The sequence below is a fragment of the Streptomyces sp. NPDC051064 genome, assembly GCF_044455985.1.
Lineage (GTDB): Bacteria > Actinomycetota > Actinomycetes > Streptomycetales > Streptomycetaceae > Streptomyces.
Window position 1 is genome coordinate 324929 of the sequence record NZ_JBITFK010000009.1, and the last position, 12954, is coordinate 337882.

Consider the following 12954-nt stretch of genomic DNA (forward strand, 5'->3'; position numbering starts at 1 on the left):
TCCAAGGGGGAGGGCCCGGGAGCCGCCGTGGCCTGGTGCGAGCGCCACGGCGGCCGGGGGCCGATGCGTTCGGGAGCGGATCAGTACGCCCCGCCGAGCGATTCCGTGGCGTTGGTCTCGTCGTAGGCGCGGTCGGTGATGATGACGTTCTCGGGGATCTCCTCGCCGCCGTAGAACTTCTGGGCGGTCGCGAAGGCCAGCGGGCCGAAGCGGGGGTTGGACTCGATGACGGCGTTGTACTCGCCGTTGACGAGGGCCTGCACGGCGTTGCGGGTGCCGTCGACCGAGACAATCTTGACGTCCTTGCCGGGCTTCTTGCCGGCGGCCTTCAGCGCCGTGACGGCGCCGAGGCCCATCTCGTCGTTCTCCGCGTACACGGCGGTGATGTCGGGCTTGGACTGGATGAGCTGCTCCATGACCTGCTGGCCCTTGTCACGGGCGAACTCGCCGGTCTGCTGGGCGACGATCTCGATGCCGGGCGCCTCGGCCTTGATCTGGTCGACGAAGCCCTTGGTCCGGTCCGTGGTCACGTTGTTGCCGGAGGCGCCGAGGAGGATCGCCACCTTGCCCTTACCGTCCGTCGCCTTGATCATCGCGTCGGCCGCCCGCTTGCCCTGCTCGACGAAGTCGGAGCCGAGGAAGGCCACATAGTCCTTGCAGGCCGTGGAGTTGACCTTGCGGTCGATGGTGAGGACGGGGACCTTCTTCGCCGCGGCCGCCTTGAGTGCCGGCTCCAGACCGTCGGAGTTCAGCGGCGCGATGATGAGGAACTGGGCGCCCTGCGAGAGCATGTCCTGGATGTCGCTGATCTGCTTGGACAGCTGCGACTGCGCGTTGGTGGTGAGCAGCTTCTTGACGCCGATCTTCGCCGCCTCGTCCTTGATCGACTGGGTCTCGGCGATACGGAACGGGTTGGCCTCCTTCTCCGACTGGGAGAAGCCGACCACGGCGTTCTTGAGGTCGATCTTGGGTGCGCCGTAGCTCTGCAGCGAGCAACCGGGGCCGGAGGCGGCCTCGGGGGACTTGGCCGCCTGCGCTCCCTGGCTGCTGTCACCGCCCGCGCTGTCCGAGGTCTCCGACTTGGAGCAGCCGGAAACGGCCAGCGTGGCGGTGGCGGCGATCAGGCAGGCCGCGGCGAGAGTACGGGATCGACGCTGGATCATCATGCGCGGGACGCTCCTTGGCGAGGTGACGGCACACCGTTCGGCGTGCGGTCGGGCATGGCGGGACGATGCGTCAACCGCTCGGCGGCGGATGACGCTGTATCCCTCACGACCCGTTCCGAGCTGCGAAAACTGTGGTCGTGAGGGCTTGTGCGGCCTCTCGGCGGCTCGGTTTACAACGTTATATAGGCGAGGCGCGGCAGGCGGCAAGAGAGTTGTCGATGCGTTTCCAAAATGTGTCGCCCCGGGGTGCGCCCTCACACCCGCCGATCACCGGGCCGGTTCCGCGCCAGGCGCCGCACCAGGTGCTGCGCCACCTCTGGACACCGGCTTGACCGCGTGCTGTCATACCGCCGACATCAATTTTCCAACGTTGCACATGAGGTGTCGTTCCGTCAGCTGCGGACGCGGTGCTGGGCGTGGACCTCATGTCCACCGCCGACAGCGCCCACGTCGTCCGGTACGACGACAACGGGACCGCGGACCATCTCTGGCAGCTGCTCTGAGCGGCGGTCCGCCGACGTGCCACCCCCCGCGCCGGCCGGCGCGGGGGGCTCCTCCTCCTGAAGGAGTACCTGGAATGCGATCCGCACCCGCACCGCGCCGCAGTACCTGGTGGAGACGGTTGACCGCCGGCAGCGGCCTGCTGGCACTGCTCGCCACCGCACTCGTCGGAGCCGGTACCGCCCCGGCCGCCGCCGCACCCACGGCCTGGGCACCGAAGCCGGCACCGATGACGACGCCCTGGACCGGCCAGGTGTCCGTCGACAATCCGCTCCCCGAGTATCCGCGCCCGCAGCTGACCCGCCCCGACTGGGCCAATCTCAACGGCATCTGGGACTTCGCAGTGACCGGCCGCGACGCCGGGCAGCCCGCGGCGTTCTCCGAGCAGATCAGGGTCCCGTTCGTCGCGGAGTCCTCGCTCTCCGGCATCAAGCGCAAGATCACGGAGAACGACAAGCTCTGGTACAAGCGCACCTTCACCGTGCCTTCGGACTGGAACGGCCGCCGCACCGTGCTCAACTTCGGCGCCTCCGACTGGCAGAGCACCCTCTGGGTCAACGGCACCCGGGTCGGCGTCCACAAGGGCGGCTTCGACTCGTTCTCGTACGACATCACTCCCCAGCTCAACGGCGGTACGAACACCGTCGTGGTCTCCGTGTACGACCCGACGCAGACCGGTGGCCAGGCCGTCGGCAAGCAGCGGATCAACGACGTGAACCCGCACCCGGGCGGCGGGATCTTCTACACCGCGGCCTCGGGGATCTGGCAGACGGTCTGGCTGGAGCCCGTCGCCGCGTCGCACGTCACACGCCTGGACATGACCCCGAACCTCGGGAACAGCACCCTGCGGGTGAAGGTGCAGGCGGCAGCAGCCGCCGGCCGGAGCGCGAGGGTCACCGTCACCAGCGGTGGCACAGTCGTGGGTACGGCGACGGGTGCCCCCGGCGCGGACATCTCCGTACCGGTGCCGAACCCCCGGCTGTGGAGCCCGGACGACCCGTTCCTCTACGACGTACGCGCCGAACTGCTCGACGGGGCAGCCGTGGTGGACACGGTGGGCAGCTACGCGGGCATGCGGTCCGTCGGCACCGCGAGGGTCGACAACATCCTGCGCCCGGTCCTCAACGGGAAGTTCGTCTTCCAGACCGGCACGCTCGATCAGGGCTACTGGCCCGACGGCATCTACACGGCGCCCACCGACGCCGCTCTGAAGTCCGATCTCCAGGCACACAAGGACCTCGGCTTCAACATGGTCCGCAAGCACATCAAGGTCGAACCCCAGCGCTGGTTCTACTGGGCGGACAAGCTGGGTCTCCTCGTCTGGCAGGACATGCCCGCTATGGACACCGGGAAGACCCCCGACGCCGCGGCACGGACCCAGTGGGAGGCCGAGTACCACGCGGTCATCGACCAGCACCGCAGCTCGCCCTCGGTGGTCATGTGGGTGAACCAGAACGAGGGCTGGGGACAGTACGACCAGGCCAGGATCGCCGACGAGGTGAAGGCGTACGACCCGTCGCGGCTCGTCAACAACATGAGCGGGGTCAACTGCTGCGGTTCGGTGGACGGCGGCAACGGCGACGTGATCGACAACCACATCTACGTCGGCCCCGGGAACACCGCGCCGACAGCGACCCGGGCCGCTGTCCTCGGCGAGTTCGGCGGACTGGGCTACAAGGTGCCGGGCCACGAGTGGTATCCGGGCGGCGGATTCAGCTACGAGGACCAGGCCAGCCTCTCCGCCCTCGACAACCGCTTCGTGGGCCTCCTCGACGCCATCCGCGTCGGCCAGCTGCCCGCCGGGCTGTCCGCTTCGGTCTACACGGAGATCACGGACGTCGAGAACGAGGCGAACGGGCTGCTCACCTACGACCGCCAGGTGGTCAAGGTGGACACCGCCCGGGTGAAGGCCGCCAACCAGGCCCTGATCCAGGCGTCGAGGACTCCCCCGCCGCCGGTCACCCTGCCCACCGGGAACAGGTCGCTCCGGGTCACCACTCCGGGGCACACGAACAAGTACCTGCGCCATTCCCAGGAGCTCGCCTACACGGCCGTCGTCGACAGCGGCAGCACCGCGCTGCTGAAGAACGACGCCACGTGGAAGGTCGTCACCGGCCTGGCGAACAGCAACTGCTATTCGTTCGAGTCCCGCAACTACCCCGGTGAGTACCTGCGCCACCGGGACTTCCGGGTCCGCCGCGACGCGAGCGACGGCTCGGCCCTCTTCAAGGCCGACGCCACCTGGTGCGCGGTGGCGGGTCAGGGCGGCGTACGGCTGTCGAGCGCCAATCTGCCCGGCAGCTATCTGCGCCACATCGACTCGGAGGTGTGGCTGGCCACTCCGGGCGGCGGTCACGCATGGGACAACGCGGCGACCTTCACCGAGGACACGACGTGGGCGGTGGACGCCCCCTGGGCACCCTGAGGTGAGCCGCCGGGCCCGGCGGGCCGGCCGCCGGGCCCGGTGGTGTCACGCGTCGCCCATGAGAACGGGCCGAGATGTCCCCACGCCTCGGGTACTTGCGCTCGGCGAGGGAGACACAGCGCGGGTAGGAGTCGCGGGGCGGGAACATGCCGTGCCCGCGGAGCTCCCGGCAGCGCGGCCTGTGCGCCCACTGCCGGGAGCGGTTCCGCGGGGTTGCTCCCTACGGCTGTTCGCCGTCGTGGAGCGCGGTCACCTCCTGGTCGGTGAGCGCCTTGTCGTACACCTTCACCTGGTCGACGGAGCCGTTCCAGAAGTCGGTGTTGCCGCCGGACCACTTGGCGCGGCCCACGGACAGCGCGCCGGTGCTGACGTCGGCGGTGCCGGCCGCCGCGGTGGAGGCGAGCCTGCCGTCGACGTACAGCTTGATCTCGTCACCGCTGCGTACGCCGACCAGGTGGTACCACCGGCCGAGCTCGGGCTTGATCTCCAGCCGCGCGCGGTGGGCACCCGGGGTGGAGAACGCGAACCCGCCCTGTCCGTACTGGAGGTAGAACGGGTTCTCCTGACGCCGGCCGTCCTGGCTGACGACGGTGCCGTAGTTGCCCGGAAGCGCGTCCAGCGACGCCCAGGCCGACACGGTGTAGTCACCGGTGGTGTCGACGACCGGGCCGTCGGTCTGCGCGTACTGGCCTTCGCCGTTGAACTTCAGCGCCGAGCCCTGCACTCCCGGTGTCCAGGACGCGCCCTCGGAGAGGGTGAGGTCCTTGTGGTTCGGGCCGCTGTCGGCGGCCTTGGTGCCCTTGTTCTCGTCGAGGGACCAGGCACCGCCGCCCTTGACCTCGTCCCGCTCGCCCGCTGCCGCGCCGGCGGCGATGACCTCCTGGTTGATCTTCCGCACCTTGGCGGCGTCGACCTTGATCTCCCGGCGGTCGTACGTCCAGAGGCCGTTGAGCTCGTTCTCCAGGTCGGTCACCTGGGTGTAGATGGAGCCGGAGAGTTCGGCGCCGGCCGCCTCCAGGTAGTACGTACGGGTGTTGTCGACGTACTTGGCGGTCAGGGCGTCCTTGTCCGCGACACCGCTGTAGATCGCGGTGGGGGCACCGGGCCACATGCGGCCGGGGATCCGCAGGGTGAAGCCGCCGTGCTCACCGTCCATCGCGGCACGCGTCTCGTCGGGGAAGGCCGGGTCGGTGTTGTTGTAGTCGTGGTGGTCGATGATGTCGCCCTTGCCGGAGTCGCCCTTGGAGTTGCAGCAGTTGACACCGCTGTGGGCGCTGACGACGCGCGAGGGGTCGGCGGCCTGGACCTTCTCGGTGATCTTGCCGGTCTCGGTACGGTCCCACTCACCCCAGCCCTCGTTGAAGACGATCCACGCACCGATCGAGGGGTAGTTGTGCAGCTGCTCCATCATCTCGGCGCCCTGGTCGAGGAAGGCCTTGCGGCCCTTCTCGCCGGTGAGGTTGCCGGAGACGAAGTCCTGCCACACCAGGAGGCCCAGTTGGTCGGCGTGGTAGTACCAGCGCGCCGGCTCGACCTTGATGTGCTTGCGGACGGAGTTGAAGCCGAGGTCCTTCTGCGCCTTCAGGTCGAAGACCAGGGCGTCGTCGCTGGGCGCCGTGTTCAGACCGTCGGGGTAGAAGCCCTGGTCGAGCTGGGCGAGGGAGAAGAACGGCTTTCCGTTGAGCACCAGCTTCTGGTAGCCGCCGACCTCGGCGACGCCGAAGGAGCGCATGCCGAAGTAGCTGTCGACGACGTCCTTGGAGCGGCCGTCCTTGAGGGTGACCTCAAGGTCGTACAGGTACGGGTCGTCCGGGGTCCACAGGTGCTGCTCGGCGACCGGCAGGCTGAGCTCGCTGTTGGCACGGCCGGTGACGGCGCCGACGACCTTGCCCTTCGTGTCGCGGGCGACAGCGGTGACACGGGCGGACTTCGAGGCGTCCTCGGAGTTGACCGTCAGGGCGAGGCGGCCCTTGTCGATGTCCGGCGTGGTCGTCAGGGAGTCGACGGCGGCCGGAGCGACGGGCTCCATCCAGACGGTCTGCCAGATACCGGAGGAGGCGGTGTAGAAGATGCCGCTGGGATTCGCGGACTGCTTGCCCGTGGGCTGGTCGGCCCCGGTGGTGTCGGTGACCGCGACGACGATCTCCTGGGGGCCGCTGCCCTTGACGGCGTCGGTGATGTCGGCGCTGAAGGCGGTGTAGCCGCCGGTGTGCTCGGTGACCTGCTTGCCGTTGACCCAGACCCGTGCCTGGTAGTCGACGGCGCCGAAGTTGAGCTTCAGGCGCTCGCCCTTGCCCCGCTTGCCGACCGACCAGCTCTTGGGCACCGTGACGAGCTTGCGGTAGAACATGTGGTCTTCGTGGCGCTCGAGTCCGGAGAGCTGTGACTCGACGGGGTAGGGCACGGTGATGCGCTCGTCCAGGGCCTTGCCGAAGACCGGCTTCTCACCGGCTGAGGCTCCCGCGAACTCCCACTGCCCGTTGAGGTTCTTCCAGTCGTCGCGCACCTGCTGCGGACGGGGGTACTCGGGCATCGGGTTCTTGGGGTCGACCTTGTCACCCCACGGCGTGGTCAGCCGGTGCGTGGAGAGGTTCTTCGCCCTCCGGCTGATCTCAGGGACGGTCTCGTCGCCGTTCTTCAGGCCGCCCTCACCGTCGTAGACGACCTTGACCTGCTGGCCCTTCTGGACTGCCGCGTCCAGGGTGACGACGAGCGCGTTGCTGTCGTCCGACGCCTTCACGACCGACTTCACCGGCATCGGCGTCGTGTCCGCCTCGATGGCGAGGTGGTCCTTGACGTCCGTGATGCCGCTGACCTCGTGGTCGAAGGTCGCCTGCACCGTGAGGCCGTCTTCGGCCACGGTGAGCCCGACCGGGTAGACCTCGAAGTCGGACGGCGGGGTGAAGGCCGACTCGGGCACGATCTGCTTGGCGAGCTTCGCGCTCGACCAGCGCAGGAACATGTTCGCCCCGCCGGTGTCCTGGAACATCTCCAGCCGGAACGTGTGCGGCTCACCGGCCTTCAGCGCGACCGGAGCGCTGGTCTGCTCCTTGTCCCAGTCCGGCTCCCAGTGGTCGATGACCGCCTTGTCGTCGATGAGGAGCCGGAAGCCGTTGTCCCCGATGGCGGAGAAGGTGTAGTCACCCGTCTCCGGGGCCTCGATCTGCCCCGTCCAGCGGGCGGTGGTGTGCTCGGTCCTGCCGGTGGCCGACTCGAAGGCACCGGTCAGCCCGGGGAAGTTGATGTCCGGGTCGAGCGCGGTCGCGCCGAGCTTCGCGAAGTCACGGGCGCCCGGGGCGGACATGGCGAAGTACTCGCCCTTGAGACCGTGAACCTCGGTGGAGGGGTCCTCCTTGGTGAACGCCGAGGCGGTGGCGGCGTCCGCCGCGGGAGCCACGGCGGCGGCCGGGACCAGGGTGGCCCCGAGCGGGAGCAGCAGCGCCGCCGTACAGACGAGTGATCTGAAAAGCGTGCGGGGGCGGGCTAGTTGTCGTATCAAGGCGTCGTCCTCGTCGAAGAAGCCGGAGTGCCCCGAACCGTGGAGCACTGCACATAGTCGAACATTGAGCCACAGCCTCAAACAGCTGACAACGGTCGTGCACGGAGAATTTTCAACGATAGAAATGGGGGACCCCTCCCGCCCTCCGCGCCGGGCAGGCGAAGCCCGGCGGGCGGCGTCGCGCCGCCCACCGGGCTCCGGGCCAGGGCCGGTTGGTGTGCTACTGCGGAAGACCCGCAGGTCCTGTGGCCCAGGACGTGTTCGGCCGTTCGGCGAGCCGGTAGGTCAGCGACCCCCCACGGGTGACCAGCCGGGCGTCCGTCCACGACCTGTCGGCCGTCCGCCCGTCGACCTTCACCGCGTCGATGTACGGATGTGTCGCATCGGCCTCCGGGGCGCTGATCCGGATGTCACCGCCCTGCGGCCGGTCCAGCACCGCGGTCGGGAACAGCGGCGCTCCCAGCAGCATGGTGGCGCTGCCGGGCGTCTGCGGGTAGAGGCCGAGGGCCGAGAAGACGTACCAGGCCGACATGGTGCCGAGGTCGTCGTTGCCGGGCAGGCCTCGCGGGCCGGTCCCGTAGACCGTGTTCACGATCTCCCGTACGGTCTCCTGGGTCTTCCACGGCTGCCCCAGCGCGTTGTAGAGCCAAGGGGCGTGGATGCCCGGCTCGTTGGTCGGGTCGTAGCGCAGCGCGTCGCCGCCCTTGACCGACCAGGAGCCGTCCGCCTTGTGGAAGAAGCCGTCCAGCCGCTCGGCCGCCACGTCCCGGCCGCCCATGGCCTCGGCCAGCCCCTGCACGTCCTGCGGGACCATCCAGGTGTACGTGGCACTGGTGCCCTGCGCGAAGCCCCGGTCGCTGCCCGGACTGAAGGGGGTCACCCAGGAGCCGTCGAGGTTGCGTGCCTGGATGTAGCCGGTGGTCCCGGCGCCGTCGCCGGCCCCGGGGTTGAAGACGTTGCGCCACCAGAGGCCGCGCTCGTCGAAGGCGTCGGCCTCCTCGTCGCGCCCGAGCAGCCGGGCCCACCGGCCGAGTGCCGCGTCGGCGACCGCGTCCTCCAGTGTCTCGGCGGCACCGCCCCAGCAGTGGCAGACGTCCTGGGCCGCGTAACGGGACTTCAGGTACTGGGCGAGATTGGGCCGCTGGCCGGTGCACTGGCCGGGGCATCCCGCGTCGGAGAGGCCGTCCGGGTGGGGCACTGTGGCCTGCAGTGCCAGGGATTCGAAGGCACCCTCGTAGTCGAAGTTGCGCACGCCCATCGCGTAGAACGTGGCGAGGGTGGCGGCCGTGGGATCGCCCGTCATCACGTGTGTGGCGCCGTTGATGTGCACCCAGCGGTCCCAGACGCCGCCGTTCTGCCGGGCGAAGTTGTAGAGCGACTGGGCGAAGTCGCCCGCGATCCTCGGTTTGAGGAGGGCGAGGAGCTGGATCTGGGCGCGGTACTGGTCCCAGCCGGAGAAGTTGCTGTACTGGGCCTTCTGACCGCGCGTCACGCGGTGCGGCTTCCCGTCCATGCCCGGGTAGCGGCCGTCCCTGTCGCTGATCAGGTTCGGCTGCATCAGCGAGTGGTACAGCGCCGTGTAGAACGCGGTGCGCTGCGCGTCGCTGCCGCCGCCGATGCGCGCGGAGCCGAGCTCGCGGTCCCAGGCGGCGGATCCCGCACGGGCCACGTCGTCGACGCTCGCCCTCGGGGCGATCTCCTGGCGGAGGTTGGCCTCGGCGCCGGCCTGGCTGACGTAGGAGATCCCGATTCTCATGCGGACGTCGTCGTCGGCCGCCGTGTCGAAGCCGACCCAGCCGCCGGAACCGCGCCCGGCGCGGTCGGCTCCGGTGGCGTATCCCTCGCCGCCGCTTCCGCTGGTGGCGCCCGGAGCGAGGGTGCCGTCACGCCAGGTGCCCGTGGTGGAGAAGGCGCGGTCGAAGGAGGCGCTGAAGTAGAGCCGGTAGTAGCTCTTGCGGTTGTTGGTACCGCCGTTGGCGCGCCTGCCGCAGAACGCCCCGGTGAGCACCGAACCGGTCACCTTGCGGTGGGCGGTGTCGATCTCGATCTCGGCGTCCTCGCTGCCGTTCAGCGAGTTGGACACCCGGAACAGCAGATTGGCGGGCTTATCCGCCGGGAAGCTGAAGTCGGCCACTCCGGCACGCTCGCTGACGGCGAGGTCGGCGGTGGCGCCGGAGTCCAGCCCGACGGTGTAGCGGCCGGGAACGGCGCGCTCGTTGTCGTGCGAGAAGCCGGACGCGTAGACGGCGTCCTTCGTGTCGGCGGACGGCGAGGAGGTGACGTCGCCGACGAACGGCATGATCGGCACGTCACCCGCGGCGCCGGGGTTGCACCCGGCCCCGTTGACATGGGTGAGGCTCAGCCCGCGTGTCCGGGTCACCCCGTACTCGTAACCGTTGGCCGCCCCGGTGCTCGTCTGGTCGCCCGTGGTGCTGGTCGGGGACCAGGCGATCATGCCGTACGGGCGGACCGCGCCGGGATAGGTGTTGCCGCCGTTCGCCGTGCCGATCATCGGGTCCACGAAGGCGGTGGGGCGCGCGACCAGCGCGTCGGCCTCGGCGGCCGGCGGCATGAAGGCGCCGGCGAGCGCGCCGGTCAGGGCGATCGCGGCGGCCCGTGCGGCGAGACGCCGGGCCGGGGACGGTCTGGAGGGCATGTTCTCGGGTACCTCCATCAGAGGGGGACAACGTTGTCAACACCGTCCGTACCGCGGCGCTGCAGCGTTGATCGATTCGCGGCCGAGCGTAGGTGCCCGGGACGCGTCAGGGAATGCCGCGGACGGATCCGGTCGGTGAACGAGTGATGAACGGGGCCCCGGGGCCACGCTTTGACACGATGGAGACCGCTGGAGAGGCACTGAACCGCAGCAGAGGAGCACCGTGATCCGCTGGACGTACGCCTTCATCGACCGGCCCGCAGCCGTCGCCGGCCGCGCCGAGGCCTTCTGGAGCGCGGCCACCGGCACCCAGGTCTCCACGCCGTGGGGGGCGCGGGGCGAATTCACCACCCTGCTCCCGGACGGAGCCGACGCCTGCCTTGCGGTGCAGGCGGTGGGAGGTGAAGGCGGGGCCCATCCCGATCTGGCGGTGGACGACATGGCCGCCTTCACCGCACAGGCCCTTCGACTGGGCGCCCTGGCGGAGGCCCGCCACCCGGAACTGACCGTCCTGCGCTCCCCCGGCGGCCAGCCCTTCTGCGTCGTGCCCTGGCGGGGCCAGCGGGCGCGGCCGCCGGTCCTCACCGGTCCCGGCGGTGCCACGAGCAGGCTGGACCAGATCTGCCTCGACGTGTCACCGGCCGTGTTCGACGCGGAGATCGCGTTCTGGGCGGCGCTGACCGGCTGGGACGCGCGCCCGGGCGTCCACCGGGAGTTCCATGTGCTCCGCCCGTCACAGGACCTGCCCGTCCACCTGCTTGTCCAGCGCCTGGACGAGCCCCGCCCCGCCTCGGCGCATCTGGATCTCGCCTGCGCGGACCTGGCGGCCGGCCGGGCGCAACACGAAGGGCTGGGCGCCGAGTTCGTGCGCGACGGCGACGGCTGGACGGTGATGCGGGACCCGGCGGGCGGGGTCTACTGCCTCACCGGGCGTGATCCCGTGACCGGCGAGTAGGGCCGGGCGGCGCCGCCCGGCCCCTCGGGCGGGGCCGCAGCGTCCGCCCTTCACTCCACGTAGACCGTCAGGTAGCCTGACGTTTTAATCGGAGCCGATCCCGGAGGTTCGCCATGACCATGGAGTTCGCCACCCAGTACCGCACCCGCTCCCACATCCCCCCGGAGCCGGGAAAGCCCTATTTCATCGAGAAGGGCATGGGCGACCGGGCCCATCTCTTCACGGACATGTTCACCATCTACGCCGGTGGCGAGCAGACCGAGAACACTTTCAATTTCTTCACCTGCGACGGACCCAAGGGCGACATCATCCCCGCCCACTCCCACCCGGACACCTACGAGGTCTTCTACATCGTCGACGGCGCCGTGCGCCTGTTCGTGGAGGACCTGGAGGGTGAGCAGCACGAAAAGCTGCTGACGGTGGGGGACTTCGGCTTCGTGCCGAAGAACTGCCCGCACGCCTACCGCATCGAGCGCCACCACAGCCGGATCGTCGGCGTGGCCGCCGGCCCGGGCGGCACCTTCGAGCGGTTCTTCGAGAACCTGGGCACGCCCACCGACGAACTCGCCATGCCGCAGCAGCCGTACATCCCCGCAGGGGAGAAGTTCGCGACCGTGCCGCGGAAGTACGACGTGAACTTCCTGCCCGACCACAAGTGGCGCACCCAGGACTGACCGGCCACGCCGTCGCCGATCAGCCGGACCCGCCCCGTCTCCCGTCCTGAGGCCCCCCGCCCGCACGCACCGAAAGTCAGGTCCATGCCACCGCCCTCCGATCCTCCGTCCGTCCCCTTCGTTCCTCCCGCCCCGCCGGACCCGGCCACGCTTCCGCTGCCGTCCCCCTCACGCCCGGCGCCCGGCGTGAGGCTGCTGCGCGGAGCGGTCTACCAACTGCTGGAGGGACGCAGGGCGCTGGAGCTGGACGTATGGCTGCCGGAGGAGGCCGGTGCTCACGTCCCCCTCATCGTGTTCGTGCACGGAGGCGGCTGGCACACCGGTCTGCGGGACAACATGGGGCCCCGCTTCCGCTCCTGGCGGCCGGGGCCGTTCGCCCGTCTCGTCGAGGCCGGCTTCGCCGTCGCGTGCCTCGACTACCGGCTCAGCGGCGAAGCCCACTTCCCCGCGCAACGGGACGACGTCACCGCCGCTCTGCGCTGGCTGCGCACCCGCGCGGACGAACTGGGCGTGGACGCGTCCCGCAGCGTCCTGTGGGGGGAGTCGGCGGGCGCGCACCTGGCAGCCCACGCCGCTCTCTCTGCGCCGGCCGAGGGAATCGATCCGGTCCGCGGCTGCGTGTGCTGGTACGTCCCCAGCGATCTGGTCGCCCTCGCCGGGGACCATGGGGGCGGCTACGACGCCCACGACCCGGCCACCTACGAGGCGCGCCTCCTCGGAGCGGCGGCCGGTGCCGACCCGGAGAGGGCGAGGGCGGCGAGTCCGGTGGCCCATGTCACCGCGCATGCCCCTCCCTTCCTCCTCCTGCACGGGACGGCCGACACCGCCGTCCCCACCCGGCAGAGCGTCCGGCTGGCCGACGCGCTGCGGGAGGCGGGGGCGTCTGTGGAGCTGCGCCTGATCGAGGGGGCCCAGCACCTGTGGATGGGTGTTCCCGACGAGCGGGTCACCGAGTGTTTCGAACGTTCGGTGGAGTTCACCCGCGCGCGTACGCGCTGATCACGGGCGCGCGGAGGCGGACGCGGGGGTGCCGGGCGGGCGCAGCCGGTCGTTATGCTCGGAGCCCCCGCCTGCCCAT

7 protein-coding genes and 1 pseudogene are annotated in these 12954 nt (G+C 70.1%); 4 read left to right on the plus strand and 4 right to left on the minus strand.

The features are described from left to right. Positions 1 to 80: 80 nt before the first annotated feature. On the minus strand, positions 81 to 1166 hold the full coding sequence (locus ACIBCU_RS30260; protein WP_362929644.1) for an ABC transporter substrate-binding protein: 1086 nt from the start codon (positions 1164 to 1166) through the stop codon (positions 81 to 83). Positions 1167 to 1743: 577 nt separating this feature from the next. Here ACIBCU_RS30260 and ACIBCU_RS30265 point away from each other — a divergent pair. After that, positions 1744 to 4092: an AbfB domain-containing protein gene (locus tag ACIBCU_RS30265; RefSeq protein WP_399235322.1), complete on the plus strand. Its 2349-nt coding sequence runs from the start codon at positions 1744 to 1746 to the stop codon at positions 4090 to 4092. A gap of 61 nt (positions 4093 to 4153) precedes the next feature. Here ACIBCU_RS30265 and ACIBCU_RS30270 read toward each other — a convergent pair. The 3 genes and pseudogenes from ACIBCU_RS30270 to ACIBCU_RS30280 form a co-directional block, all read right to left on the minus strand. Continuing rightward, positions 4154 to 4249 (minus strand): annotated as a pseudogene (locus ACIBCU_RS30270) (phytanoyl-CoA dioxygenase); the annotation flags it as partial. Between the two features lie 63 nt (positions 4250 to 4312). After that, complete coding sequence (locus ACIBCU_RS30275; protein ID WP_399235324.1) at positions 4313 to 7639, minus strand: LamG-like jellyroll fold domain-containing protein; 3327 nt, start codon at positions 7637 to 7639, stop codon at positions 4313 to 4315. Between the two features lie 172 nt (positions 7640 to 7811). Continuing rightward, entirely contained in the window at positions 7812 to 10247 is a 2436-nt protein-coding gene (locus ACIBCU_RS30280) for a GH92 family glycosyl hydrolase (RefSeq protein WP_399235326.1), read from the minus strand. A gap of 223 nt (positions 10248 to 10470) precedes the next feature. On the opposite strand from ACIBCU_RS30280, the gene ACIBCU_RS30285 reads away from it, so the two are divergent. The 3 genes from ACIBCU_RS30285 to ACIBCU_RS30295 all read left to right on the plus strand — a co-directional run bounded on the left by ACIBCU_RS30285 (position 10471) and on the right by ACIBCU_RS30295 (position 12875). Further along, the gene (locus tag ACIBCU_RS30285) at positions 10471 to 11202 is read left to right on the plus strand and encodes a VOC family protein (RefSeq protein WP_399235328.1); all 732 of its coding nucleotides are present in this window, start codon (positions 10471 to 10473) and stop codon (positions 11200 to 11202) included. Between the two features lie 113 nt (positions 11203 to 11315). Continuing rightward, positions 11316 to 11876: a quercetin 2,3-dioxygenase gene (locus tag ACIBCU_RS30290; protein ID WP_362929634.1), complete on the plus strand. Its 561-nt coding sequence runs from the start codon at positions 11316 to 11318 to the stop codon at positions 11874 to 11876. An 84-nt stretch (positions 11877 to 11960) separates the two neighbouring features. Continuing rightward, positions 11961 to 12875 (plus strand): alpha/beta hydrolase fold domain-containing protein, encoded by a 915-nt coding sequence (locus tag ACIBCU_RS30295; protein ID WP_399235331.1) that lies wholly within the window; start codon positions 11961 to 11963, stop codon positions 12873 to 12875. Positions 12876 to 12954 lie beyond the last annotated feature (79 nt).